Source organism: Mycolicibacterium celeriflavum (assembly GCF_010731795.1).
Classification (GTDB): domain Bacteria; phylum Actinomycetota; class Actinomycetes; order Mycobacteriales; family Mycobacteriaceae; genus Mycobacterium; species Mycobacterium celeriflavum.
On the sequence record NZ_AP022591.1, the window covers coordinates 2,141,160 to 2,166,679 of the forward strand.

Genomic DNA, 25,520 nt, shown 5'->3' on the forward strand with positions numbered 1-25,520 from the left:
TGGCCAACCTGTGAATGAACGGCAAATTGTGGATGATCAACTCCAGCGAGCGGCCGCCGAGTGCTCGCTAGAACCGGCGTGTCTGCGTACAAACACGGTCGTCCCCGGCTTCGCGTGGGCCCACGCGAGAGGGAGAAGAGTTAGAACTGAGCGGCCTGGTCGACGATGTTGACCAACACCCGTACCCCCACCGCCAGGGCCCGCTCGTCGAGATCGAAAGTCGGCTGATGGAGGTCCAACTGCGGGCCGCGGCCGGTCCACACGCCCAGGCGCGCCATCCCCCCCGGCACCTCCTCCAGGTACCACGAGAAGTCCTCGCCGCCACCGGACTGTCGGGTGTCGGCCAGCACGTCGGGTCCGATCGCTTCGATCGCATGGGTCAGGATGCGCGTCGAGATCTCCTCGTTGACCACCGGCGGCACCCCGCGGCGATACTGCAGGCTGTACTCGATACCGAGCGGCGCCAGTAATGACGAAACAGACTCGCGCACAATGGATTCCAACGTGTCCCAGGTGTCGCGGCTGGCGGTGCGGATGGTCCCGGCCAGCGTGCCGGTCTGCGGGATCGCGTTGGCGGCGACGCCCGCGTTCACCGCACCCCACACCATCACGGTGCTGTTGCGGGGGTCGATGCGGCGCGACAACACCCCTGGCACGCCCGTGATCAGGGTGCCCAGCCCATAGACCAGGTCACCGGTGAGGTGCGGTCGCGAAGTGTGACCGCCCGGCGAGTGCAGCGTCACCTCGAGCTGGTCGGCGGCCGACGTGATGGGTCCGGCCCGCATCGCGACCTTGCCGACGGCCAGCCGCGGATCGCAGTGCAGCGCGAAGATCCGTGACACCCCGGTCAGTGCGCCCGCGGCGATCGCGTCGATCGCCCCGCCGGGCATCAGCTCCTCGGCGGCCTGGAAGATCAGCCGCACCCCGACCGGCAGTTCGGGCACCGACGTCAACGCCAGCGCGGCGCCCAGCAGGATCGCGGTGTGCGCGTCATGCCCGCAGGCGTGCGACACGTTCGGCACAAGCGACGCGTACGGCGCGCCGGTGCGGTCGGCCATCGGTAACGCATCCATGTCGGCCCGCAGGGCGATCTTCGGACCGTGCTCGGGACCGAAGTCGCACGTCAAGCCCGTGCCGCCGGGCAGCACCTTGGGGTTCAGGCCCGCGTCGGCCAGTCGCGACGCGACAAACTGCGTCGTCGCGAACTCCTGGCGTCCCAGCTCGGGGTGCATGTGAATGTGGCGGCGCCACTCGACGAGGTCGTCGTAGTGGGCCGAGAGCCACCGTGCGGCGGCGTGGGGCAGCACGCTCACGACGCCCGCCTCGCGTGTGACTCCATCACCCGGTCGCGCTCGTGCGGCGTTTCGGCCAACCGCACGGCGGTGCGGGCCAGCATGATCGCGCCCTCGACGACCGCCTTGTCGGCGCTGGGCCCCGCGGCGGCCGTAGCGAATGCGGGCTGGTGCACCGACGCGCCGCCCGCATCGATGCCGACGATCGGATGGATGCCGGGCATCACCTGGGTGACGTTGCCCATGTCGGTGCTGCCCAGCGGCAGCGCGGCCTCGACGTCGGCGCCCACCGGTTCGCGGCCCAGCCGCTGCATCTCCTCGCGAAACGTCTCGGCAAGCCAATTGTCCGGGGTCAGTTCGTGGTAGCTGGGTTCGGTCTCGGCGACCTCGTGGCTGCAACCGGTCGCCACGGCGCCGGCGAGGAAGCAGGCCGCCATCCGTTGTTCGAGTTCACGCAGCGAGGCGGCGTCGTTGGCGCGCATCGTGAACTGCATCTCGGCGCGCGCGGGGATGACGTTGGTGGCCTGGCCGCCGTCGGTGACGATGCCGTGGGCCATCTGGCCCGGCGCCATCTGCTGGCGCAGCAGCCCGATCGCCACTTGCGCGACCGTGATCGCGTCGACGGCGTTCAGGCCGAGGTACGGCGCGACCGCGGCATGCGCTTCCCTGCCCTCGTACCGGATGGCGACCTGCGAGAGCGCCAGTGAGCGCGCGCGGGCGATGTCGAGCGGGCCGGGGTGCAGCATCACCGACGCGGCGATGTCATCGAATGCGCCGGCGTTGAGCATCAGCACCTTTCCTCCGCCGGCCTCCTCGGCCGGGGTGCCGAGCAGCACGACGGTCAGCCCCAACTGGTCGGCCACCTCCGCCAGCGCCAGCGCGGTGCCGACTGCGGAGGCGGCGATGATGTTGTGTCCGCAGGCGTGCCCGATGCCCGGCAGCGCGTCGTACTCGGCGCACACACCGATGACGAGCGGCCCGCTGCCGTAGACGGCTCGGAACGCCGTCTGCAGCCCGCCGGGCGCCTGCGCGACGGCGAACCCGTACTCGGCGACCAGGGCCTGCGTCTTGGCGCAGCTGCGGTGTTCGGCGAACGCGAGTTCGGGCTCGGCGTGGATGGAGTGCGACAGTTCGACCAGATCGCCACGGCGTCGGTTGACTGCGTCTTCGACGGCGTCCGACGCGGTGAGTGCTGGCATCTTGGCAGTATCTCACTGCGGCCGCGCGCCGGAGCCGACAGATAAGCTCCCGCACTGTGACCGATGCGCAGGCCTTGGCTGCCGAATCGGCGGCCGCCATCGGCGAACGCACCGGCGTCGACCGCCACGACGTCGCGGTCGTCCTCGGTTCGGGCTGGGCACCGGCGGTCGAACCGCTGGGTGACCCGGTGGCTGTCGTGCCGGTCGCCGAGCTGCCGGGGTTCACGCCGCCCGCGGCGGAGGGACACGGCGGCCAGTTGTTGTCGATGCGCATCGCCGACCACCGGGTGCTGGTGTACGTGGGCCGCATCCACGCCTACGAGGGGCACGACCTGCGCCACGTCGTGCATCCGGTGCGCGCCGCCTGCGCGAGCGGCGTGCACACGGTGGTGCTGACCAACGCCGCCGGCGGCCTGCGCGAGGAGTTCGCGGTGGGCCAACCGGTGCTGATCAGCGACCACCTCAACCTGACGGGCCGCTCGCCGCTGGTGGGGCCGCGGTTCGTCGACATGGTCGACGCGTACTCGCCGCGGCTGCGCGGCATCGCCCGCGAGATCGACCCTGCGCTGGCCGACGGCGTCTACGCCGGGCTGGCGGGGCCGCAGTACGAGACACCTGCGGAGATCCGGATGTTGCGCACGCTGGGTGCGGATCTGGTCGGCATGTCGACCGTGCACGAGACCATCGCCGCGCGGGAGGCCGGCGCTCAGGTGCTCGGAGTGTCGCTGGTGACCAACCTCGCTGCGGGGATGACGGGCCGACCGCTGAACCACGAAGAGGTCTTGGAGGCGGGCCGTCGGTCGGCGACGCGGATGGGCGCGCTGCTTGCCGCGGTCGTCGCGCGGCTCTGACACCGACGCGCGTCGCTGGAATATGCCGACGGGAAAGTGGGCACACTAGCGCCATGACTGCGTCGCCGGCGACAAGTACCGCGCAGGAGTGGATCTCTCACGATCCCGATCCCCAGACCGCCGCCGAGCTCTCGGAGTGTTCCCAAGAAGAGCTCGAAAAGCGATTCGCACACCCGCTGACGTTCGGCACCGCTGGTCTGCGCGGACCACTGCGCGGCGGCCCCAGCGGCATGAACCTGGCCGTCGTGCTGCGCGCCAGCTGGGCGGTCGGCAAGGTGCTTCAGGACCGGGGCTTGGGCGGCCAGGACGTCATCGTGGGCCGCGACGCCCGGCACGGGTCCGACGGATTCGCGCTTGCCGCCGCCGAAGTGCTTGCCGCGCAAGGGTTTCCCGTCACGCTCTTCTTCACCGCCGTGCCCACTCCGATCGTCGCATTCGCCGTGCGCCACCGGCCCGCCGCCGCGGGCATCCAGATCACCGCCTCGCACAACCCCCCGTCCGACAACGGCTTCAAGGTGTTCTTCGGCGGCGGCTTCCCGATCATCACGCCGACCGACCGCGAGATCGAGCAGGCCATGGCCGAGGCGCCGCACGCCGACGAGATTGCGCGGCAGGCAGTCGAGCGGGGCGGCGTCGACGAAGTGCAGCGCTACGTCGAACGCGCGGCGAACGTCCGGCACACCCACGGGTCGGTGCGGGTGGCGTTCACCCCATTGCACGGGGTGGGCGGGGAGTTCGCCCTCGACGCGTTCGTGCGAGCCGGCTTTCCCGACGTGCATGTCGTGGAAGACCAGTTCGCGCCGGACGCCGACTTCCCCACGGTGACCTCGGCGAATCCGGAGGAACCCGAGGCCGTCGAAGCGGTGCTGAAACTGGCCGCCGACGTCGACGCCGAGGTTGCGATCGCGTTGGATCCCGACGCCGATCGGTGCGCGGTCGGCGTGCCGACGCCGGACGGTTGGCGCATGCTCTCCGGCGACGAAACCGGTTGGCTGCTGGGCGATTACATCTTGTCACAGGTTGAGCCCGGGGCGGTGACCGAAGCTACGGTGGTGGCCAGTTCGCTGGTTTCGTCGCGCATGCTGTCGGCGATCGCGCGGGCGCAGGGGGCACGCCACGTCGAAACGCCCACCGGGTTCAAGTGGCTGTCGCGCGCCGACGTCGACCTGCCGGGTTGCACGTTGGTGTACGCGTACGAGGAGGCGATCGGACACTGCGTCGATCCGTCCGCCGTGCGCGACAAGGACGGCATCAGCGCGGCGGTGTTGGTCTGCGATCTGATATCGGCGCTGCGCGACCGCGGGCACACCCTGCTCGACGCGCTCGACGACCTGGCCAGCCGACACGGCGTGCACACCACGACCGCGGTCACTCGACCCGTCGAGGACAGGCAGGAGGCGAACGCGGTGATGACGCACCTGCGTGAGACGCCACCCGAGCGCCTCGGCGGATACGAGGTCGCCGTCACCGATCTGGCACCCGATGACGGCACCGACGCCCTGCTCCTCACCGGCGGTGACGACGACATCGCGGTGCGGGTGGTGGTGCGCCCGTCGGGTACCGAACCGAAGGTCAAGTCCTACATCGAGGTGCGCTGCAGCGACGTCGCGGATCTGGCAGCCGCGCGGGAGCGGGCGCGGCGGGTGCAGGACGAGGTGGCCGCCGTCTGCTCGCGGTTCTAGCGGTTCTAGCGCGGGCCGAACTGCCGGTCCCCCGCGTCGCCGAGGCCGGGCACGATGTAGGCGATGTCGTTGAGGCATTCGTCGATGGTCGCGGTGATCAGCCGGATGTTCGGTGCCGCCTTCTCCACCGCGGCCAGGCCTTCCGGGGCGACGACGACGCAGATCGCCGTGATGTCGACGGCGTTGCGCGCATGCAGCAACTCGACCGTGTGCAGCATCGAACCGCCGGTCGCCAGCATCGGGTCGAGCACGAACACCGGCTGGGTGCTCAGGTCGTCGGGCAGCGACTCCAGATACGGCGTCGGTTGATGGGTTTCCTCGTTGCGGGCGACACCGACGAAGCCGACGCGTGCCTCGGGGATCAGCACGTGGGCCTGGTCGACCATGCCCAGGCCGGCACGCAGCACCGGGACGAGCAACGGCGGGTTGGCCAGTCGGCATCCGGTGGTTTCGGCCAGCGGGGTGCGCACCGGAACGGTCTCGACGGCGGCGTCCCGGGTCGCCTCGTAGACCAGCATCAGCGTGAGGTCGCGCAAGGCCGCACGGAAGACGGCGTTGTCCGTCGTGGCGTCGCGCAAAGTCGTCAGTCGTGCGGCCGCGAGCGGGTGGTCGACGACGCGCACATCCATTGGGCGACCTTAACGGGAACCGAGGCCGGTCGCGGCGCGTCCTAACGACATGCACGCCGATACCGACGCCATCCGCACCCTGGCCGCAGCGAACTCCACGCACGCCGACGAACTCGCCGCCATCGCTTCGAAACTGGCGAGCGCCCCCACGCCTGCGGCGGCGTTCGGTCCGATCGGCGAGCCGTTCCTCGCGGCGCTGGCCGAAGCCGTCGCGCACGGGGCCCGCGAAGTCGCCGTGTTGCAGGACCGGGTATCGGCGAGCGGTGACGCCGCATACCGGACGGCGCTCGCCTACGACGACGCCGACGATCGCGCGGGCGCACGGGTCAGCGGCGTCTGACGATGCCGAGTGCGTTGGTGGCCGCGCTGACGGCGCCCCTGCGGGAGCTTCAGTCGCTGGTCGGGCCCGGCTCGGGGGCCGAGCTGGCGACCGCTCTGCACGATGTGCGCAACGCGCTGCATGAGGTCTCGGCGTCGACGAGCCAGGCCTGGCGACGCGCGGCCCCGCACTGGACCGGCTTTGGCGCCGACGCGGCCGAGCGCGTCGTCACAGCGACCGCCGCGCAGACAGAAGAACTCGCGGGACGGGTAGGGCGCCTCGGCGAGTCGGCGGATGCCGCCGATGCGGCGGTGGCGCGCGCTCATCAGCGCCTACGCGACATCGTGGGCGCCTTCGAGGCCCGAGCGGCCGCGCTGGAGCCGTACCTCGACTCGCCTGGCGTGACCGAGGAGCTGATGGCCGAGGCACGGCGGTCGCTGGCCGAGGCCGCCGCGGTTGTCGACCAGTTGCGGGCCGAGCTAGACGGACACGCCGCCGGGATCGTCGCGGGCGCGCCGGCTCCAGCGTCGACGACCCCGGCCGGCGCCGTCGGAACCGCACCGTCGGGCTTTGGTGCGCCCATGAGTCCGATGGGAAGCGCAGGTGGGCTCGGCTCCAGCGCCGGCGGCCTGGGCTCCAGCGCAGGTGGGCTCGGCACGAATGCGGGCGGCCTGAGCTCCAGCGCAGGTGGGCTCGGTTCTCTGGTGCGCGACATCGCCGAACTCTCCCGACCGGAAGCTCCTGTCCCGACGCCGGATGCCGCGACCTTCGGGGATGGTGTCGCGGTGCGGCTCCCGGACGGCAGCACGGCGACGGCGCCGAACGCGGTGGCGGCGAGCGCTGTTCGGCATGCCCTGACGCAGTTGGGAGTGCCGTACGACTGGGGCGGCACCATGCCAGGGGTCGGCCTCGATTGCAGCGGTCTCACCCAGTGGGCGTATTCGGAAGCGGGACTGAATCTTCCGCGGCTCGCGCAGGAGCAGGACATCGGCGCGCCGGTCGCGGCGGGCGATTTGCGGCCGGGCGACCTCGCGGTGTGGGACGGTCACGTCGCGATGGTCGTCGGAAACGGCCAGATGATCGAGGCGGGTGACCCGGTTCAACTGTCATCGATCCGGACCAGCAACGCTGGACAGGGGTTTCAGGGGTTCTGGCGTCCGACGGCGTAGGCGGTACCTCAGCCAGATCGCCCTACTCCTCCAGCGACTCGACCGCAGTCAGTTGTTCGACACGCTTTAGGCTGTCCGCCATGGCTGCTGACATCGTGCCGATCCGGCTCGGCTTGACCAAGGGCGACCTGTACACGTTATGGGCTCCACGCTGGCGCGATGGCGCCGACGAGTGGGAGGCCTTCCTCGGCAAGGACGAGGATCTGTACGGGCTCGAGTCGGTCGCCGACCTGGTCGCATTCGTCAGGACCAACAAGGACAACGACCTCGTCGACCACCCAGCATGGGACAAGGTCACCGAAGCCAATGCCCACCGGCTCGATCCGGCCGAGGAACACCAGTACGACGTCGTCGGCGTGCCGGACATCGTCTCCGAGAAGGCCACCGAAGAGTCGGTGCGGCAATTGCACCGGACCCTGGCGGTCGTCTCGGCGCTCGGATCGGTGTGTGAGCTGCCGGCGGTCGCCAAATTCTTCAACGGCAACCCGGTGCTGGGCACGCTCGGTGGTGGAATCGACACATTCTCCGGACGCCGGGGGCGCAAACAGTGGGCCGCGATCGAGGCCGTGATCGCCAGAGGTTGGGACAACGTCGTCGACGCGCTCGACGAAGTGATCACCACACCGGACGTCGACGCGGACGCCGTGAAGAAGGCGGAGGCGGAGTTGGCCGAGCCGGCGCCGGAGCCGGAACCGGAGGAAGAGTCGGTCGACGAGGTCGACGCCACTGAGGACGCCGAAGGTGAAGAGGACCGCACGGACGAACCCGACGCGCTGGCCGCCCAGGCGCAGAGCCAGGTGCTGGGCAGCGACGAGGACTTCTGGCTCAAGGTCGGCATCGACCCGGTGCGGTTGATGACGAGCGCGGGCACCTATTACACGCTGCGCTGCTATCTGGAGGACCGGCCGGTCTTCCTCGGTCGCAACGGCCGCATCAGCGTCTTCGGCTCGGAGCGGGCGCTGGCGCGCTATCTGGCCGACGAGCACGATCACGACCTGTCCGGTCTGGCCACCTATGACGACATCCGCACGGCTGCCACCGACGGCTCGCTGCAGGTCGACATCACCGACGACAACGTCTATGTACTCACCGGCATCGTCGACGACCTCGCCGAGGGACCCGATGCGCTGGACCGCGACCAGTTGGAACTCGCCGTCGAACTGCTCAGGGACGTCGGCGACTACTCCGAGGACTCGACGGTCGACCAGGCACTCGACCCCGATCAGCCGCTGGGCCGGCTCGTCGCCCATGTTCTGGAGACCGACAAGGTCCGCGCGCCGAAGCCGCCGTACGCCAAGGCCGTCGAGCAGTGGGAGGCATTGGAGGCGTTTGTCGAGTCCCGGCTCCGCCCCGAGTAGCGTTACAGCTCAGTTGCTTTCGGGTGGCGTGGCTCATACAGACCGAGCTCTCCGCCGCCGGGCAGTGCGATGGTGGTCAACAGGCCCCAGCCCTGGTCAGTGACCGGTCCGCAGGCGATCCCCTTGTCCGACAGTCGTTCGACGGTGGCGGTGACGTCGTCGCACATCAGATACAACTTGTGCGCGCTCGCTTCCTCGGCCGGGTGAACGGCGACCTCTGCGGGCGGCAGCTTGAAGATCAACCAGCCTCCGCCGGCGTCGACGTTCGGATACTCGAGCACGTCGCGGAAGAACGCCCGGTCCGCTTCGGCGTCGCGGCTGTAGACGATGACGTGGGCCCCGGTGATCATGCGGCTACCGTACGCCGAGTGCACCTCAGCCGATGAGCACGGCGTAGCGCGGCTTGATCACGTCGTCGATGATCGACAGGCGCTCGTCGAACGAGATGAACGCCGACTTCATCGCGTTGATGGTGAACCGCTGCAGGTCGCTCCAGCCGTAGCCGAAAGTCTCGACCAGCCGCAGCATCTCCTGGCTCATCGTGGTGTCGCTCATCAGCCGGTTGTCGGTGTTGACCGTGACGCGGAACCGCAGCCGCGCCAGCAGATCGAACGGATGCTCGCCGATGCTGGCGACCGCGCCGGTCTGCACGTTCGACGACGGGCACATCTCGAACGGAACCCGCTTGTCGCGCAACAGCGCTGCGAGCCTGCCCAGTTGCGCGGTGCCGTCGGGTGCGACGGTGATGTCGTCGACGATTCGCACGCCGTGGCCCAGGCGGTCGGCTCCGCAGAACGCGATCGCCTCGTGGATTGACGGCAGCCCGAACGCCTCGCCCGCGTGGATCGTGAAGCGCGCGTTGTTGTTTCGCATGTACTCGAACGCGTCGAGGTGCCGCGTCGGCGGGTAGCCGGCTTCCGCGCCGGCGATGTCGAAGCCGACGACACCCTTGTCGCGGAACCGGATTGCGAGTTCGGCGATCTCGAGTGAGCGGGCCGCGTGCCGCATCGCCGTCACCAGGCAGCGTACGGTGATGGCCCGCCCTTCGGCGCTGGCCGCCTTCTCGCCTTCGGCGAACCCGGCCATCACCGCGTCGACCACCGCGTCCAATGACAGGCCCGCGTCGATGTGCAGTTCCGGCGCGAACCGGATCTCCGCGTACACGACGTTGTCGGCGGCGAGGTCCTCGACGCACTCGTAGGCCACCCGGTGCAGGGCCTCCGGAGTCTGCATGACGCCGACGGTGTGCGCGAACGGCTCCAGGTAGCGCACCAGCGACCCGCTGTGTGCAGCGGTGCGGAAGAACGTTGCGAGTTCATCGACGTCGGACGCGGGCAGGTCGCCGTAACCCGTCGCCTCGGCCAGTTCCAGGACGGTGGCCGGTCGCAGGCCGCCGTCCAGGTGGTCATGCAGCAGCGCCTTGGGCGCTTGCCTGATCGAGTCCATCGTCAGCGGCGTCGTCATGTCGCTCTCCGGTCAGTCTCCGCTCGTGATTCGGTCGATGATCAGTGGGCGCGCCGGCGGTGCGGCATCGCCGACGCTCCATGCGCCGTCCAATTCGGCGATCGCGGCCTCGAAGCGTTCCGGCGTCTCGGTGCTCAAGGTGAATAGCGCTTGACCCGCGCTGACCGGCTCGCCGGGACGCCGGTGAATGAGCAATCCGGCACCGGACTGCACCCGCTCACCAGGAACCGAGCGGCCCGCACCGAGTCGCCACACCGCCAGACCCACCGCCATCGCGTCGATGTCCCCCATCGTGCCATTGCGAGGTGCCGTGATGGTTTCGACAGAGGTACGGAGCCGCAACGGCTGGCTCAGATTGCCGCCCTGCGCCGCGACCAGGGCGCGGAACCTGTCCATCGCCGAGCCGTCCCGCAGCGTCTGGGCCGGATCCACGCCGTCGATGCCCGCGGCGTCGAGCATCTCGGCGGCCAGCGCCAAGGTGAGCTCCACGACGTCGCTCGGCCCGCCGCCGGCGAGCACATCCATCGATTCGGTCACCTCCACCAGGTTGCCGACAGCGCGGCCCAGCGGCGTCGACATGTCGGTCAGCAGCGCGCTGGTCGTCAGGCCGTGCGAGGTCCCCAGCTCGACCATCGTGCGGGCCAGCTCCCGCGATTCCTTCTCGGTCTTGAGGAACGCGCCCGAACCCACCTTGGTGTCGAGCACCAGCGCCCGGGTGCCCTCGGCGATCTTCTTGCTCATCACCGAACTGGCGATGAGCGGCAGCGACTCGGTGGTGGCGGTGATGTCGCGCAGCGCATAGATCTTGCGGTCCGCAGGGGCCAGCTCACCTGCCGCGAAGATCGCGGCGCCGAGATCGCAAAGTTGTTGCCGAATCTGGCTTTTGGAGATCTCGGCGGTGAACCCGGGGATGGACTCGAGCTTGTCGAGGGTGCCGCCGGTGTGGCCGAGCCCACGCCCCGCGGCCTGTGGCACCGCACCGCCGCAGGCCATCACCACCGGTACCAACGGAATGGTGATCTTGTCGCCCACTCCACCGGTTGAGTGCTTGTCCACCAACGCGAGTGGCTTGCCACCGCGACGAAGATCGGTGAAGTCCAACCGTTCGCCGGAGTTCACCATGGCCGCAGTCCACTGGGCGATCTCGGCCGGAGTCATCCCCCGCAGGAATATCGCCATCAACAGCGCCGACATCTGCTCGTCGGCCACCCGGCCATGGGTGTATGCGTCGATGACCCAGTCGATCGCCGCATCCGGGAGCGTCCCGCCGTCGCGCTTCATCCGGATCACCGTCGGCGCGTCAAATGTGAACTGCATCACGGAGTTTCCCCGCCCGAACCGCGACCCGGCCGGGCGAGATCCTGCGGTCCGAACGCGTCGGGCAGCAGGTCGCCCAGCGGCCGCGGGCCCTGCGGATGGTCGATGAGCATTTCCGGCCCGCCGTGCTCCAGCAGCACTTGGCGGCATCGCCCGCACGGCATCAGCACCTGGCCCGCCGTGTCGACACACGACAGCGCGACAAGCCGTCCGCCCCCGCTGGAATGCAGGTTGCAGACCACCGCGCACTCGGCACAGAGACCTAGACCATATGAGACATTTTCCACATTGCAGCCGGCGACCACGCGACCGTCATCGACCAACGCCGCCGCGCCCACGGGGAAGCCCGAATACGGCGCATAGGCGGTCCTTGTGACTTCAATTGCCTTGTGCTGCAGTATCTTCCAGTCAATATCAGTCGTCATGCCACCCCCGCCGGGCCGATTCTGAATGCATTCCGAAGTCCCGCGTCCGAAGCCGGGACCCTACATAGGTAACCCTAACTTCGGCGTTTTTCAGGACATCGACGGCTAAACCGTAGTTCGTTTAGCAGTACAACTGGGTTTAGAGTCGCCCCGAGGTTTGGGTGAAGTGCGCGAACCGGACCGAACTCGCCGCCCGGTGCAGCTCGAAAGCCCAATCGTCCACCGAAGGCGTTGGAGGCCAGATGAGTACTCAAACTTCCGGGCTGGCACCCGGAGGCCCGGCGGTGCCGGCTCCACGATCGCGCCCGCCGCGCAGGCGCACCCTTTACCGCGGCGATCCCGCGATGTGGTCCTGGGTCCTTCACCGCATCACTGGCGCGACGATCTTCTTCTTCCTGTTCGTCCACGTGCTCGACACCGCGCTGGTGCGCGTGAGCCCGCAGGCCTACAACGAGGTCATCGAGACCTACAAGACCCCGCTGATCGGGCTGATGGAGATCGGCCTCGTCGTCGCAGTCCTCTATCACGCCCTCAACGGGATCCGGGTCATCCTGATCGACTTCTGGCAGCACGGTGCGCGCTACCAGCGGGTGATGCTGTGGATCGTCATCGGCGTCTTTCTGGCGGTCTTCATCCCGTCGCTCGGTGTGATCGGGATGCACATGGCGGAGCGGTTCCTGTGAGCGCGCCGACGGGCGGGGCGACCGAAAAGTCGCCCGCAAAGGCGGCGGAGAAGGCCTGGACTCCGCACCACCGCGAGGGACGCATCGCACCGGTGATGGAGAAGGAGCACGACCGGCCGGCCGGCCTGGACCACCCACGGGCGCCACGGCGACCCCGCGGCATTCCGTACTTCGAGAAGTACGCCTGGCTGTTCATGCGTTTTTCGGGTGTCGCTCTGGTCTTTCTCGCGCTCGGCCACCTGTTCGTGATGCTGATGTGGGAGGACGGGGTCTACCGCATCGACTTCAACTACGTCGCCGAGCGCTGGGCCTCGCCGTTCTGGCAGATCTGGGACATGGCGCTACTGTGGCTGGCCCAACTGCACGGCGCCAACGGCCTGCGCACCATCATCGGCGACTACGCGCGCAAGAACACCACGAAGTTCTGGCTGAACTCGCTGCTGCTGTTGGCCACCGGGTTCACCCTGGTGCTGGGCAGCTACGTACTGGTCACCTTCGATGCGAACATCTCATGAGGGCGAGTCTGTAAATGATTGTTGAACATCGCTACGACGTCGTGATCGTCGGCGCGGGCGGGGCCGGCATGCGCGCCGCGGTCGAGGCCGGCCCGCGGGCCCGCACGGCGGTGCTGACCAAGCTGTACCCGACCCGCAGCCACACCGGTGCGGCGCAGGGTGGCATGTGCGCGGCGCTGGCCAACGTCGAAGAGGACAACTGGGAGTGGCACACGTTCGACACCGTCAAGGGCGGCGACTACCTCGCCGACCAGGATGCGGTCGAGATCATGTGCCGTGAGGCCATCGACGCGGTGCTCGACCTCGAGAAGATGGGGATGCCGTTCAACCGAACCCCCGAGGGCCGCATCGACCAGCGCCGGTTCGGCGGGCACACCCGCGACCACGGTAAGGCTCCGGTGCGCCGGGCCTGCTATGCCGCCGACCGCACCGGCCACATGATCCTGCAGACGCTGTACCAGAACTGCGTCAAGCACGACGTCGAGTTCTTCAACGAGTTCTACGCGCTGGACATCGCGATCACCGAGACGAACTCCGGACCCGTCGCCACCGGCGTGATCGCGTATGAATTGGCGACCGGCGACATCCACATCTTCCACGCCAAGGCGATCGTGTTCGCCACCGGCGGGTCGGGCCGGATGTACAAGACCACCTCAAACGCCCACACCCTCACCGGCGACGGCCTCGGCATCGTGTTCCGCAAGGGACTTCCGTTGGAGGACATGGAGTTTCACCAGTTCCACCCGACGGGGCTGGCCGGTCTGGGCATCCTGATCTCCGAGGCCGTGCGCGGTGAGGGCGGCCGACTGCTCAACGGCGAGGGCGAGCGGTTCATGGAGCGCTACGCGCCGACCATCGTCGACCTCGCGCCCCGCGACATCGTCGCCCGGTCGATGGTGCTCGAGGTGCTCGAGGGCCGCGGCGCGGGTCCGAACAAGGACTATGTCTACATCGACGTACGCCACCTCGGCGAGGACGTGCTCGAGGCGAAACTGCCCGACATCACCGAGTTCGCCCGCACCTACCTCGGCGTCGACCCGGTCAAGGAACTGGTGCCGGTCTATCCGACGTGCCACTACGTCATGGGTGGCATCCCGACGACGGTCAACGGCCAGGTGCTGCGGGACAACACGACGATCATCCCTGGCCTGTACGCCGCCGGCGAATGCGCGTGCGTATCCGTTCACGGCGCCAACCGACTGGGCACCAACTCGCTGCTGGACATCAACGTGTTCGGCCGTCGCGCGGGTATCGCCGCGGCCAATTACGCGCTGGGCCACGATCACGTCGACATGCCGGACAACCCGGCGGGCATGGTGGTCGACTGGGTCGGCGACATCCTGTCCGAACACGGCAACGAGCGCGTCGCCGACATCCGCGGCGCGCTGCAGCAGTCGATGGACAACAACGCCGCGGTGTTCCGCACCGAGGAGACGCTCAAGCAGGCGCTGACCGACATCCATGCGCTCAAGGAGCGTTACGCGCGGATCACGGTGCAGGACAAGGGAAAGCGTTACAACAGCGATCTGCTCGAGGCGATCGAGCTGGGCTTCCTGCTGGAGCTCGCCGAGGTCACCGTCGTCGGGGCGCTGAACCGCAAGGAGTCCCGCGGCGGGCACGCCCGCGAGGACTACCCCAACCGCGACGACACCAACTACATGCGCCACACCATGGCGTACAAGCAGGGCACGGACCTGCTGTCCGACATCCGGTTGGACTACAAGCCGGTGGTGCAGACCCGGTATGAGCCGATGGAACGGAAGTACTGATGACGATCACGCCCGACGTCGAAAAGGCTGAGGCATCAACCCCTCCCGTGCCGGAGGGCGCGGTGATGGTGACGCTGAAGATCGCCCGGTTCAACCCCGAGGACCCGGATTCAGCCGGCTGGCAGAGCTTCCGGGTGCCGTCCCTGCCCACCGACCGGCTGCTCAACCTGCTGCACTACGTCAAGTGGTATCTGGACGGCACGTTGACGTTCCGGCGGTCGTGCGCGCACGGCGTGTGCGGCTCGGACGCGATGCGGATCAACGGCGTCAACCGGCTGGCGTGCAAGGTGCTGATGCGCGACATGCTGCCGAAGAATCCGAAAAAGCAGCTCACCATCACAATCGAGCCGATCCGCGGACTGCCCGTGGAAAAGGACCTCGTGGTCGACATGGAGCCGTTCTTCGACGCCTATCGCGCGATCAAGCCCTACCTGATCACCAGCGGCAACCCGCCGACTCGCGAGCGCATCCAGAGCCAGACCGACCGCGCCCGCTACGACGACACCACCAAGTGCATCCTGTGCGCGTGCTGCACCACCAGCTGCCCGATCTACTGGAGCGAAGGCAGCTACTTCGGTCCCGCCGCGATCGTCAACGCACACCGGTTCATCTTCGACAGCCGCGACGAGGCCGCCGCCGAGCGACTCGACATCCTCAACGAGGTCGACGGCGTGTGGCGCTGTCGCACCACGTTCAACTGCACCGAGTCGTGTCCGCGCGGTATCCAGGTCACCCAGGCGATCCAGGAGGTCAAGCGCGCGCTGATGTTCGCCCGCTAGTCGTGATTTCGGCGCGCTGGTGATCGCTGATCGACTTGTGGTGTCTCGGGACATCGCTGACAGTTATGTCTCGGGTCATCGCTGACACTCATGATGCCGGTTTTGGTTCGCGGGTGCGGTAGGTCCGGGTGTTGGGTGCGCACCGCTGGTGGTAGCGGGTGGCGTCGGCGGTGAGTTCTCGGATCAGGGTGGTGCCGCTGAAGATGGCGATGTGGTCGCCTTGTCGGATGACGTCGCAGCTGTGTCCGGCCCAGCGCAGACCGATTCCGATGCGGTAGGGCTTGACGTGGAGGTTGCCGGACTGTTCATCGACGCTATGGCGGCTGACGAAGACCGGTGCTGGCAGCGGGTGTTGGGCGGGGTGGGCTTTGGCGGTGGCGTTGAACGCTTTGGCCGGTGTGGCCCCGCGTAGGGCGCGGTGGGGGCGGTGGTGGTTGTAGAAGTCGCGGAACTGGTTGAGCAGTCCGTTGAGTTCGTCGGTGGTGGCCGGGGCAGGGCGCGCGCATAGCCATTTCTTCAGCGTCTGCCAGAACCGTTCGATCTTGCCGCAGGTCTGGGGGTGAAATGGGGTTGAGTTGATGGTGCGTGTCCCCAGTGCGCGAAGGTTGGCCTCGAACGACGCCTCATATCCTTTGCGTCGGCCGGTGTAGACGATGCCGTTATCGGTCAATGACATTGCCGGGACACCACATTCGGTGATACCGGCCAACATCGTCGACCATACCAACTCGGCGGTGCCGTGCCCGGTGCCGGCCTGCAGCGCGGGCAGGTACCGGGAATGGTCATCCAGGGTGCCGGCGATAGCCACGGCGGCGCCATCGGCGAGCATCCATTGTGTCCAGTCGGACTGCCAGCACTCGTTGGGCCGGGTGAAGCAGAACCGTTTGGTCGCCGATTTGGGCCGCTTCTGCGGCTGGGGAACGATCACCCCGTGGCGGGTCAGAATCCGCCACACCGTCGACCGCGACGGCACCTGTGGGTGTTTTCGCGTTGCAGGGTCCACACGATCGACTGTGGACCGTGATCAAGCCCGGCTTCGAGCAGCTGTTTGCGTTTGCGCAGCACCGCTTCTTCGACCTCGGCCGCGGTCTGACCGGGCGAGGATATGGGCCGGCGCGAACGCTGTTCGAGCCCGTCCAGACCGTCCTCACCGAAGCGGCGGCGCCACTTGTAGAACGTCTGCCGGCTGATCTGCTGATCGCGGCAGAACTGCGACACGTTGTGAATCTGTCCGAATGCCGTCGCGACAAGAATGTCCATCGCCGTCACCTTCTGGGCCATGAACCATCCTGGCCAGGCCCTACTCAGGTGTCAGCGATGTCCCGAGACATACACCTGTCAGCGATGTCCCGAAACAGGACAGATCGACTGGTAGCGCGCCGAAATCGCTACAGAATGATCACCGGGACGAAGACTCCGAAGAGCCAGAAGCCGAACGCCTTGAAGCCCGGATCCCAAACCGGATGCACGCGGTAGCCCCAGTAGTCGATCCACTGCGGCGGATGACCGCGCCAATGCACGGCGGGCGGACGACCCCAGCCCCACGGCGGGCGGTCGTCGTTGCGCCACTTGTTGACCTTCCACCACTTGTCCCAGTCGTGGTCGTTCCACCGGTTCCACTGCCAGTCACGATCGCGGTACTGCCAGTCGCGGTCGACCCACTCGTCGTTGTCGCGGTCGTGCCGGTCCGGATCGGCGCTCGCGGGTACCGCGACGGCACCCATGGCAGCGCCGCCGAGGACGACGGCGACAGCACCCTGTGCGATGACTTTCTTGACGTCCATGTGTGACTCCTCGTCTCCCCGACCTGATCAGGAAAATGAGAAGGACAACCCCGACCGTCCGCCAAGTCCGGCCTGGACAGACTTGATCGATCTCACTGATTTATCGGGCCATGGCCCGCCCGGCGTTACGTCGCCGGCGAGCGCGCGCGTCCCCGCCGAGCGGAAACTCCGGTGTCACACATCCGGCGGCTGTCTCGTCATATGGGTATGACCGACAAAACACAGAAAACCCGCATCGAACCCCTGCCCCCGCAGCGCGCCTCCCTGCTCACCAAGGTCTTCTACCGGGTCGCCAAGCGCCGGTTCGGCGAGGTGCCAGAGCCGTTCGCGGTCGCGGCCCATCACCCCCGGCTGATGATCGCCAACATCGTCCACGAAGGCATGCTCGGCTCGGCGTCGAAGAAGCTGCCCAAGAGCGTGCGCGAGCTGGCGGTGTTCTGGACCGCCCGCACGGTCGGCTGCTCGTGGTGCGTCGACTTCGGCTCGATGCTCCAACGCCTCGACGGTCTCGACGTCGACCGGCTCAAGCACATCGACGACTACGCCACTTCCCCGCTGTTCTCCGACGACGAGCGCGCCGCGATCGCCTACGCCGACGCGGTGACGACCGACCCGCACACCATCACCGACGAGCAGGTCGAGGATCTCAGGCGGCGGTTCGGCGACGACGGCGTCATCGAGCTCACCTACCAGATCGGCGTGGAGAACATGCGGGCCCGGATGTACTCCGCCCTGGGCATCACCGAGCAGGGCTTCAGTGCCGGTGACGCGTGCCGAGTGCCCTGGGCTACGCCTGAGGCGCAGGCGTGACCTCGATGTAGGCCATGTCCATGCCGACCGCGGCGGAGCCTTTGTCGAGACCGCGTTCGAACAGCTTCATCGGCAGGCTCCAGTTCGCCGCGATGGCCCGCTCGGCGTGTGCGTGTTCGGCCTCGGGCAGGATCCGCGCGATCCCGGCAACCGGTTGCCCCTTGGGCTTTCCGCGCAAGTTGCACGGCACCACGACAACTCGCGGATTGTTCCGCAGCCGCTTGACCTTACCGGTGGACGGGTCGGTCCGAACGTAGAGCTTTCCGTCGGCGACACCGTGGTTGATGGGGCTCGGCACCGCTTCGCCGGACCGCTTGAACGTCACCAGCAGGATCTGGCGCGTCGTGTCGAAGCCGGTGAAGTCCGTACCCGTGGGAGGACCGACTTCGAAGGCTTCGTGATGGCGCATCTTGTCCATCCCGCGGAACATCAACTTGCTCATCGTGGTAGCGAAGTCAGCGGCCATGTTTTCCTCTCAGCGGCGAACCGGTGAACTTGTCCGGATTGGCAATATCCCAGATGGCACAGACCTTTCCGTCGCGCACGGTCATCGCGGTCACGCGCGGGGTCATCTCCGGATAACCGTCGCGGGCCGGCGTGCCCGGCGTCCAGCTGCCGAACTGACCGTTGATCAGTGCCGGCACACCCGCCTCGAGCCAGCCCGGGCCGTAACGGCGGGCCAGACCGAACAGGAACCGCGCGACCTTGTCTGGGCCGAGAATGACTCGCGGCGCCGTGGGCGCCCTGCGGTTGGAGTCGCCGGTGAACGTCACGTCCGGATGGAGAAGGCGCACAACGGCTTCCATGTCGCCGGAGGCCAACGCCAACATCAGCGCGCCGGCCACCTCGTTGTGTTCGTCGGGCGCCACGGGCGGCGGCGCATCGGCCACCGTCCGCCGCGCCCGCGACGCCAGTTGACGGGCCGCGGCCGCGCTGACGCCCAGCACGTCGGCGATCTCGTCGAACGGCACCCCGAACCCGTCGTGCAGCACGAACGCCACCCGCTGGTCCGGGTTGAGCCGCTCGAGCACCACCATCGCGGCGAACCGGGCATCCTCGCCGGCGACCACCGCCGCCAACGGGTCGTCGCCGTCCAGCGCGGTGACCACCGGCTCTGGAAGCCATTCGCCCACATAGGTTTCGCGTCGGTGCGCGGCGGAACGCAACCGGTCCAGGCCGAGTCGGCTGACCACGGTGGTGAGCCACGCCCGCAGGTCTTTGATCGACTCCTGTTCGGCGGCGCTCCAGCGCAGCCAGGCGTCCTGGACGATATCCTCGGCGTCGGCCACCGTGCCCGTGAGCCGGTAGGCGACGGACAGCAGGTGCGGTCGCAGTTCCTCGAACTCGTCGACCCGCGTGCTGGCGGTCATAGGACCACGATATGCGCAGCACCTGCCGGGCGGAATCGGGCACCCTTGCGGTCGGCGAAACCGCGGTTTATGACGGATTTTCGCCGGTTTCCGTCAGAAACCGTAGCCTCGACACACGTCGGCGCGATGAACGCCACTAGCGCTTGGTGAAAACGGTTCGATGCCATTCCTTTTCGGCGACGCCGGTGATGTCACTCATCACATGCTTGACGGTGAGGTACTCCTCGAGCGAGTAGTCGCTCATGTCCTTGCCGAACCCGGAGGCGCCGACACCGCCGTGCGGCATCTCGCTGATGATCGGGATGTGGTCGTTGATCCACACGCAGCCGGCCTTGATCTCACGCGACGCCCGCTGCGCGCGGTACACGTCGCGGGTCCACGCCGATGCGGCAAGCCCGTATTCGGTGTCGTTGGCCTGTCGCAGCGCATCGTCATCATCGGTGAACGGGCGCACGGTCAGCACCGGTCCGAAGATCTCGTCGCGGTACACCTCCGATCGTTCGTCGACGTCGGCGATCACGGTCGGTCGGTAGAACGCGCCCGGCCGGTCCGGGGCCGCACCACCACAGACGATCCGCCCGCCCTCGCTGGGCGCCCGCGCGACCATGCCCGCCACCTTGTCGCGGTGCGCCGTCGAGATCAGCGGACCCAGGTCGGTGTCCGGGTCGCGCGGGTCCCCGACGACCACCTTGGAGAACACCTCGCCGACGCCGGCCACGAAATCGTCGTACAACGGCCGCGCGACGATCGCCCGGGTGGCCGCGGTGCAGTCCTGCCCGGAGTTGATCAGCGCACCCGCGGCCGCGCCCTGGATCGCCGCATCGAGGTCGGCGTCGTCGAACACCACGAACGGCGCCTTGCCGCCCAGTTCCAGCTGCACCCGGTGCCCGTGCGCCGCAGCCGCGGCCATCACCTTGCGCCCGACCGGTGTCGACCCTGTGAACGTCACCAGGTCGACGTCGCGGTGCCCGGCCAACGCGGCGCCCACGTCGTCGCCCAATCCGGTGACGACGTTGAACACGCCGTCCGGTACCCCGGCCTCGAGGGCCAGCCGGGCCAGCGTCAGCGTCGTCAACGGTGTCAGTTCGCACGGCTTTATCACCACCGTGCAGCCGGCGGCCAACGCCGGCAACACTTTCCAGACCGCCATCTGCAGCGGATAGTTCCACGGGGTGATGGTTGCGACCACGCCCACCGCCTCGCGCCGGATGCTCGACGTGTGGTCTCCGGAGTACTCGGCGCTGGCCTTGCCCTCCAGGTGGCGGGCCGCGCCGGCGAAGAAGTCGATGTTGTCGACGCTGCCGGGCACGTCGAACTCCGCGGCCAGCCGCACCGGCTTGCCGGTCTGGCTGACCTCCTCGGCGACCAGCGAGTCGGCGCTCTCGTCGGCCAGTCGAGCCAGCTTGTACAGGACCGCCGAGCGGTCCGCGGGCGTGGCGGTGGCCCAGTCGGCCGACGCGGCGCGCGCCGACGCCACCGCGGTGTCCACGTCGCTCGGGCCGGCCAGCGCATAGTCGGCGACGGCCCCGCCTGTCGCGGGATCGACCACCCGGTGGGCCGCTCCGCCGGTATTCACCGCAGCGCCGTTGATCCAGCTGCCTGCCACGCTGGTGGAAACCGCAGTCATGGCTTCACGCTAACCGTCCCGGCCGCGTCAGACTACGCATTCCCGCTACCTGAGGCCTCTTAGGCGAGGGATTTCATAGTGGTTGGTTGCCCGCTACGACGGATTCCGTGCACAATCACTGGCATGTCTACTCCGGGTGCCACGCACGGCGTCGGTCCCGTTTCGTTCCGCGTCAACCACTCCCGACCGGGCGCCGCGTTCCAGCTCGATGACCTGTCAAAGCAGATCATCGAGAAGCTTCAGCAGGACGGTCGCCGCTCCTATGCCGGCATCGGCAAGGCGGTCGGGCTGTCAGAAGCCGCCGTGCGCCAGCGGGTTCAACGCATGGTCGACGCGGGCGTCATGCAGATCGTCGCCGTCACCGACCCGATGCAGTTGGGCTTCGCCCGGCAGGCGATGATCGGCATCCGCTGCACCGGCGACACCACCAAGGTGGCCCAGAAGCTGGCCGCCATCGAATCCGTCGACTATGTGGTGCTGACCGCGGGCTCGTTCGACGCGATCATCGAGGTCGTCTGCGCGGACGACGACGAGCTTCTCGAACTCCTCAACACCCAGATCCGCGCCTTGCCGGGAGTGACGTCCACCGAGACGCTCGTCTATCTGAAACTCGTAAAGCAGCAATACAATTGGGGCACAAGGTGACTACGACCGGTATCGCGCAAGACTTTTCGACCGCCCTCGAAGCGAAGGCGCATCGCCACCTGTGGGGCCACTTCGCCCGGCACGGCGCCGGCATCACCCCGCCGATCATCACCCGCGGCGAGGGCATCACGATCTGGGACAGCAAGGGTAAGAGCTACATCGACGGGCTGTCCGGGCTTTTCGTCGTGCAGGTCGGCCACGGCCGTCACGAGCTGGCCGAGGCCGCGGCCAAGCAGGCCGAGCAGTTGGCGTTTTTCCCGCTCTGGTCCTACGCCACGCCCACCGCCATCGAACTGGCCGAGCGGGTCGCGAACTACGCACCCGGCGACCTGAACCGGGTGTTCTTCACCACCGGCGGCGGTGAGGCCGTCGAATCGGCGTGGAAACTCGCCAAGAACTATTTCAAGCTCACCGGCAAACCCGGTAAGCACAAGGTGGTTTCGCGGTCGATCGCCTACCACGGCACGCCGCAGGGCGCGTTGGCGATCACCGGTCTGCCGGTGTTCAAGGCTCCGTTCGAGCCGCTGACACCCGGCGGTTTCCGGGTGCCCAACACGAACTTCTACCGGGCGCCCGCGCCGTATCAGAGCGACGAGAAGGCGTTCGGGCAGTATTGCGCGGACCGGATCGCCGAAGCGATCGAGTTCGAAGGACCCGACACCGTCGCGGCGGTGTTCCTGGAACCGGTGCAGAACGCGGGCGGCTGCTTTCCGCCTCCGCCAGGGTATTTCGAGCGTGTCCGCGAGATCTGCGACGAGTACGACGTGTTGCTGGTCTCCGACGAGGTGATCTGCGCGTTCGGCCGGATCGGGTCGATGTTCGCGTGTGACGACTTCGGCTATGTGCCCGACATCATCACCTGCGCCAAGGGTTTGACGTCGGGCTACTCGCCGATCGGCGCGATGATCGCCAGCGACCGGTTGTTCGAGCCGTTCGACGACGGCAAAACGACGTTCGCGCACGGTTACACGTTCGGCGGACATCCGGTGTCGTCGGCGGTGGCGCTGGCCAACCTCGACATCTTCGAGCGTGAGGGCCTCAACGACCACGTCAAGGAGAACGCCCCTAGGCTGCGGGCCACCCTCGAGCGGCTCTACGACCTGCCGATCGTCGGCGACGTGCGCGGCGAGGGCTTCTTCTACGGCATCGAGTTGGTCAAAGACAAGGCCACCAAAGAGACGTTCTCCGACGAGGAAAGTGAGCGGTTACTGCGTGGCTTTCTCACCCCCGCGCTTTTCGAGGCCGGGCTCTACTGCCGGGCCGACGACCGCGGCGACCCCGTCGTACAGCTGGCGCCGCCGCTGATCAGCGGTCCGAAAGAGTTCGACGCGATCTACGACATCATGCGCAGCGTGCTCGACGAAGCAGGCCGACTGCTATAGCCCGACGGCGTAGCGTCGGCGACGTGACTGCGTCTGTGCCTCCGTCAAAGAAGCCGCCGATCGATCCAGTCCGTTGGCAGCCGCCGCCCGTCGACCCGCTACCCGACCTGCCCTCGGCCGAGCTCACCGTCGTACCGTTGCCGGGAAATGCACCCGAGGACGTGGTCGTCGACGCCGACGGCGCCGTCTGGACGGGTGTCGACGATGGCCGAATCCTGCGCATCCCGGCCGACGGCGCGGACCCCGTCGTCGTCGCCACGACCGAGGGCCGCCCGCTCGGCCTGCACGTCGCCCACGACAGCCGAATCCTGGTGTGCACCAGTCCCGGCGGCCTGCGCTCGCTAGACCCCGCCGGCGGCACACTGGAAACACTCGTCGCCGAGGTCGACGACCGGCGGTTGATGTTCTGCTCGAACGTCACCCAATCACCGGATGGCACAATCTATTTCACCGAGTCGACGAGCGCCTTCAGCTACGCCCATTTCAAGGGGGCGGTGATGGAGGCGCGGCCGCGCGGCAGCCTGTTTCGGCGTGACGCCGACGGCACCGTGCTCACCGCGGCGGCGGGTCTGTACTTCGCCAACGGGGTGACGCCGACCGCGGACGGTTCGGCGTTGGTGTTCGCCGAGACGATGGGACGCCGGCTGTCGAAGTTCTGGCTGACCGGGGAGCGCGCCGGCACGGTGACACCGCTTCGGGAGAACCTGCCCGGCCATCCGGACAACCTGTCCACCGGCGCGGACGGCCGCATCTGGTGCGCGATGGTCTCACCGCTCAACGCCGCGGCCGAATGGCTCGCGCCGCGCTGGCCGGCGCTGCGCAAGCTGCTGTGGAAGCTGCCCGACAGGCTGCAACCGCAGATCAAACCCGAGGTATGGGCGGTGGCCTTCGATCCCGACAACGGCGAAGTCGTCGCCGGCTTGCGTACCGAACACCCGCAGTTCGGCATGGTCACCGGTCTGGTCGAGGCCGGCGGCCGACTGTGGATGGGCTGCATCGGTTTCCCGGCCGTCGCGCACTGCGCGCTGCCCTGACGCCGAGCGCGAGCTTGTTGTACACAAACGTCGAATAAAGCGTGCGTCGGGCGTGCACCCGGCGCCGACCGCCAGTCACATCCGCAACTTGCATCACAACAGTCACAGCGCGCCTCCGCGGGATCGTCGCGCCCACGGCTTAATCTGCGCTCGATGGCGAAGTTTCGAATTCCGCTACAACGCGCCGCCGTGCTGGCCGCGGCCTTGTTCGTGGCCGCCGGGCCCGCTGTGGCAAGTGCTCAGCCGCCAGCTGCGCCGGAGGCCAACGCGTGCCCGTACCGCGAGGTGACCCCGCCGGCTGTCGACGCCTCCGAGGTGCCCAAACCCGGTGAGGCGCCGCCCGCGCCGCTGCCGGTTCCCGCGACGCCGATGGGCGGCGACAAGTTGGCCGGCTGCGGCGTCATCACCGCGGCGGGAACCCCGCCGCTGCCCAACGACGTCTCGGCCGAGGCATGGTTGGTCGCCGACCTGGACACCGGTGACGTCCTCGCCGCCAAGGATCCGCACGGCAGGCATCGCCCCGCCAGCATCATCAAGGTGCTGACCGCCATGCAGGCGATCAAGGAGTTGCCGATCCATCGCGTCGTCGCGGGCACCGCCGAGGACGCCAGCCAGGAAGGCACCAAGGTCGGAGTCGGCGAAGGCGGCCACTACTCGATCAACGACCTACTGCACGGATTGCTGATGTACTCGGGCAACGACGCGGCGTTCGCGCTGGCCCGACAACTCGGCGGCTGGGACACCACACTGAGGAAACTCAACGACCTGGCCCGCAAGCTGGGCGGCCTCGACACCAGGGTGGCGACGCCGTCCGGACTCGACGGTCCCGGCATGAGCACGTCGGCCTACGACATGGCGCTGTTCTACCGCTACGCCTGGCGCAATCCGATCTTCGCCGACATCGTTTCGACCCGGACCTTCGACTTCCCCGGCCGCGGTGACGCCGGGTACCCGATCGAGAACGACAACAAGCTGCTGCTCAACTACCCCGGCGCGATGGGCGGCAAGACCGGCTACACCGACGACGCCGGCCAGACCTTCGTCGGCGCGGCCGAGCGCGATGGCCGTCGACTCGTCGCCGTTCTCCTGAAGGGCACCCGCCAGCCGATCGCCCCGTGGGCACAGGCAGCCCATCTCCTCGACTACGGCTTCGCGACGGAACCGGGCACCAGCGTGGGCACCCTGATCGAACCGGACCCGTCGCTCGAACCCAAGCCGGCGGCCGACGGCGCGAACCCGGGAGTCAACGCCTCGCCGATGCTGTCGAACGTCGACGCGACCCCGGTGCGGGTCGGCGTTGCGATAGTCGGCAGCGTGATCGTGTTCGCGTTGATCATGGGCGCCCGGTCACTGAACCGGCGACCACAGCACTAAAGCGTGTCGAACTCCACAGCGCGGCTCGTTCCTCGCCGCTCGA

The 25,520-nt window shown here is 68.0% G+C and carries 26 protein-coding genes and 1 pseudogene; 14 read left to right on the forward strand and 13 right to left on the reverse strand.

What is annotated here, in order from left to right; genetic code table 11:
• Window positions 1–140: 140 nt before the first annotated feature.
• Together G6N18_RS10495 and G6N18_RS10500 are read right to left on the reverse strand one after the other, a co-directional pair.
• Window positions 141–1,313 (reverse strand): amidohydrolase, encoded by a 1,173-nt coding sequence (locus G6N18_RS10495; protein ID WP_067225213.1) that lies wholly within the window; start codon window positions 1,311–1,313, stop codon window positions 141–143.
• Complete coding sequence (locus G6N18_RS10500; protein ID WP_082999770.1) at window positions 1,310–2,491, reverse strand: M20 family metallopeptidase; 1,182 nt, start codon at window positions 2,489–2,491, stop codon at window positions 1,310–1,312. Before G6N18_RS10500 ends, G6N18_RS10495 begins: the two co-directional genes overlap by 4 nt.
• A 56-nt stretch (window positions 2,492–2,547) precedes the next feature.
• On the opposite strand from G6N18_RS10500, the gene G6N18_RS10505 reads away from it, so the two are divergent.
• Together G6N18_RS10505 and G6N18_RS10510 are read left to right on the forward strand one after the other, a co-directional pair.
• Window positions 2,548–3,342 (forward strand): purine-nucleoside phosphorylase, encoded by a 795-nt coding sequence (locus G6N18_RS10505; protein ID WP_082999771.1) that lies wholly within the window; start codon window positions 2,548–2,550, stop codon window positions 3,340–3,342.
• Between the two features lie 53 nt (window positions 3,343–3,395).
• Window positions 3,396–5,024, forward strand: coding sequence for a phospho-sugar mutase (locus tag G6N18_RS10510; protein ID WP_082999772.1), 1,629 nt, complete (start codon window positions 3,396–3,398; stop codon window positions 5,022–5,024).
• Window positions 5,025–5,029: 5 nt separating this feature from the next.
• Here the strand turns inward: G6N18_RS10510 and upp are convergent, their stop codons facing one another.
• On the reverse strand, window positions 5,030–5,653 hold the full coding sequence (gene upp, locus G6N18_RS10515; protein WP_082999773.1) for a uracil phosphoribosyltransferase: 624 nt from the start codon (window positions 5,651–5,653) through the stop codon (window positions 5,030–5,032).
• Window positions 5,654–5,702: 49 nt separating this feature from the next.
• On the opposite strand from upp, the gene G6N18_RS10520 reads away from it, so the two are divergent.
• From G6N18_RS10520 to satS, 3 genes are all read left to right on the forward strand, one after another.
• Complete coding sequence (locus G6N18_RS10520) at window positions 5,703–5,993, forward strand: type VII secretion target (protein ID WP_082999774.1); 291 nt, start codon at window positions 5,703–5,705, stop codon at window positions 5,991–5,993.
• Window positions 5,994–5,995: 2 nt separating this feature from the next.
• Entirely contained in the window at window positions 5,996–7,141 is a 1,146-nt protein-coding gene (locus G6N18_RS10525) for a C40 family peptidase (RefSeq protein ID WP_067225207.1), read from the forward strand.
• 80 nt (window positions 7,142–7,221) lie between these two features.
• A complete protein-coding gene (satS, locus tag G6N18_RS10530; RefSeq protein ID WP_082999775.1) occupies window positions 7,222–8,499 on the forward strand; it encodes a protein export chaperone SatS in 1,278 nt (425 codons plus the stop codon).
• 2 nt (window positions 8,500–8,501) lie between these two features.
• On the opposite strand, the gene G6N18_RS10535 is transcribed toward satS, so the two are convergent.
• Genes G6N18_RS10535 through G6N18_RS10550 form a run of 4 tightly spaced genes read right to left on the reverse strand, consistent with a single transcriptional unit; the run spans window position 8,502 to window position 11,705 of the window.
• Complete coding sequence (locus tag G6N18_RS10535; RefSeq protein ID WP_082999995.1) at window positions 8,502–8,849, reverse strand: VOC family protein; 348 nt, start codon at window positions 8,847–8,849, stop codon at window positions 8,502–8,504.
• Window positions 8,850–8,874: 25 nt separating this feature from the next.
• Window positions 8,875–9,963: an adenosine deaminase gene (locus G6N18_RS10540; protein ID WP_082999776.1), complete on the reverse strand. Its 1,089-nt coding sequence runs from the start codon at window positions 9,961–9,963 to the stop codon at window positions 8,875–8,877.
• Window positions 9,964–9,975: 12 nt separating this feature from the next.
• On the reverse strand, window positions 9,976–11,280 hold the full coding sequence (locus G6N18_RS10545) for a thymidine phosphorylase (protein ID WP_082999777.1): 1,305 nt from the start codon (window positions 11,278–11,280) through the stop codon (window positions 9,976–9,978).
• Window positions 11,280–11,705 (reverse strand): cytidine deaminase, encoded by a 426-nt coding sequence (locus G6N18_RS10550; protein WP_082999778.1) that lies wholly within the window; start codon window positions 11,703–11,705, stop codon window positions 11,280–11,282. The genes G6N18_RS10545 and G6N18_RS10550 overlap by 1 nt, the downstream gene beginning before the upstream one ends.
• 242 nt (window positions 11,706–11,947) lie before the next feature.
• On the opposite strand from G6N18_RS10550, the gene sdhC reads away from it, so the two are divergent.
• The 4 genes from sdhC to G6N18_RS10570 all read left to right on the forward strand — a co-directional run bounded on the left by sdhC (window position 11,948) and on the right by G6N18_RS10570 (window position 15,451).
• The gene (gene sdhC, locus G6N18_RS10555) at window positions 11,948–12,388 is read left to right on the forward strand and encodes a succinate dehydrogenase, cytochrome b556 subunit (protein ID WP_082999779.1); all 441 of its coding nucleotides are present in this window, start codon (window positions 11,948–11,950) and stop codon (window positions 12,386–12,388) included.
• Window positions 12,389–12,483: 95 nt separating this feature from the next.
• Window positions 12,484–12,903, forward strand: a complete 420-nt coding sequence (locus G6N18_RS10560; protein ID WP_059164153.1) for a succinate dehydrogenase hydrophobic membrane anchor subunit — start codon at window positions 12,484–12,486, stop codon at window positions 12,901–12,903.
• Window positions 12,904–12,917: 14 nt separating this feature from the next.
• Window positions 12,918–14,672, forward strand: a complete 1,755-nt coding sequence (sdhA, locus tag G6N18_RS10565) for a succinate dehydrogenase flavoprotein subunit (protein ID WP_082999780.1) — start codon at window positions 12,918–12,920, stop codon at window positions 14,670–14,672.
• Entirely contained in the window at window positions 14,672–15,451 is a 780-nt protein-coding gene (locus G6N18_RS10570; RefSeq protein ID WP_067225201.1) for a succinate dehydrogenase iron-sulfur subunit, read from the forward strand. The genes sdhA and G6N18_RS10570 overlap by 1 nt, the downstream gene beginning before the upstream one ends.
• An 88-nt stretch (window positions 15,452–15,539) precedes the next feature.
• Here G6N18_RS10570 and G6N18_RS10575 read toward each other — a convergent pair whose 3' ends face one another.
• From G6N18_RS10575 to G6N18_RS10580, 3 genes are all read right to left on the reverse strand, one after another.
• Window positions 15,540–16,454, reverse strand: a complete 915-nt coding sequence (locus G6N18_RS10575; protein ID WP_244960080.1) for an integrase core domain-containing protein — start codon at window positions 16,452–16,454, stop codon at window positions 15,540–15,542.
• Window positions 16,391–16,711 carry a helix-turn-helix domain-containing protein gene (locus tag G6N18_RS24535; protein WP_244960081.1) on the reverse strand — a complete coding sequence of 107 codons (321 nt, stop codon included), beginning with the start codon at window positions 16,709–16,711 and terminating at the stop codon, window positions 16,391–16,393. The genes G6N18_RS10575 and G6N18_RS24535 overlap by 64 nt, the downstream gene beginning before the upstream one ends.
• A 128-nt stretch (window positions 16,712–16,839) precedes the next feature.
• Window positions 16,840–17,235, reverse strand: a complete 396-nt coding sequence (locus G6N18_RS10580; protein WP_083007289.1) for a hypothetical protein — start codon at window positions 17,233–17,235, stop codon at window positions 16,840–16,842.
• Between the two features lie 210 nt (window positions 17,236–17,445).
• Between G6N18_RS10580 and G6N18_RS10585 the strand changes: the two are divergent.
• Window positions 17,446–18,045 (forward strand): annotated as a pseudogene (locus tag G6N18_RS10585) (carboxymuconolactone decarboxylase family protein); the annotation flags it as partial.
• On the opposite strand, the gene G6N18_RS10590 reads toward G6N18_RS10585, so the two are convergent.
• The 3 genes from G6N18_RS10590 to G6N18_RS10600 form a co-directional block, all read right to left on the reverse strand.
• Window positions 18,023–18,511 (reverse strand): PPOX class F420-dependent oxidoreductase, encoded by a 489-nt coding sequence (locus G6N18_RS10590; RefSeq protein WP_109749598.1) that lies wholly within the window; start codon window positions 18,509–18,511, stop codon window positions 18,023–18,025. The pseudogene G6N18_RS10585 and the gene G6N18_RS10590 overlap by 23 nt on opposite strands.
• Window positions 18,501–19,415: a sigma-70 family RNA polymerase sigma factor gene (locus tag G6N18_RS10595; RefSeq protein ID WP_083007294.1), complete on the reverse strand. Its 915-nt coding sequence runs from the start codon at window positions 19,413–19,415 to the stop codon at window positions 18,501–18,503. The genes G6N18_RS10590 and G6N18_RS10595 overlap by 11 nt, the downstream gene beginning before the upstream one ends.
• 136 nt (window positions 19,416–19,551) lie before the next feature.
• Window positions 19,552–21,042 (reverse strand): gamma-aminobutyraldehyde dehydrogenase, encoded by a 1,491-nt coding sequence (locus G6N18_RS10600; RefSeq protein ID WP_083007296.1) that lies wholly within the window; start codon window positions 21,040–21,042, stop codon window positions 19,552–19,554.
• Window positions 21,043–21,165: 123 nt separating this feature from the next.
• Between G6N18_RS10600 and G6N18_RS10605 the strand changes: the two genes are divergently transcribed.
• The 4 genes from G6N18_RS10605 to G6N18_RS10620 all read left to right on the forward strand — a co-directional run bounded on the left by G6N18_RS10605 (window position 21,166) and on the right by G6N18_RS10620 (window position 25,477).
• Window positions 21,166–21,687 (forward strand): Lrp/AsnC family transcriptional regulator, encoded by a 522-nt coding sequence (locus G6N18_RS10605; RefSeq protein ID WP_067225195.1) that lies wholly within the window; start codon window positions 21,166–21,168, stop codon window positions 21,685–21,687.
• A complete protein-coding gene (locus tag G6N18_RS10610) occupies window positions 21,684–23,069 on the forward strand; it encodes an aspartate aminotransferase family protein (protein ID WP_083007298.1) in 1,386 nt (461 codons plus the stop codon). Before G6N18_RS10605 ends, G6N18_RS10610 begins: the two co-directional genes overlap by 4 nt.
• A gap of 23 nt (window positions 23,070–23,092) precedes the next feature.
• On the forward strand, window positions 23,093–24,103 hold the full coding sequence (locus G6N18_RS10615; RefSeq protein ID WP_407663565.1) for an SMP-30/gluconolactonase/LRE family protein: 1,011 nt from the start codon (window positions 23,093–23,095) through the stop codon (window positions 24,101–24,103).
• A gap of 153 nt (window positions 24,104–24,256) precedes the next feature.
• Window positions 24,257–25,477 carry a D-alanyl-D-alanine carboxypeptidase family protein gene (locus tag G6N18_RS10620; RefSeq protein WP_083007303.1) on the forward strand — a complete coding sequence of 407 codons (1,221 nt, stop codon included), beginning with the start codon at window positions 24,257–24,259 and terminating at the stop codon, window positions 25,475–25,477.
• The last annotated feature ends 43 nt before the right edge of the window (window positions 25,478–25,520 follow it).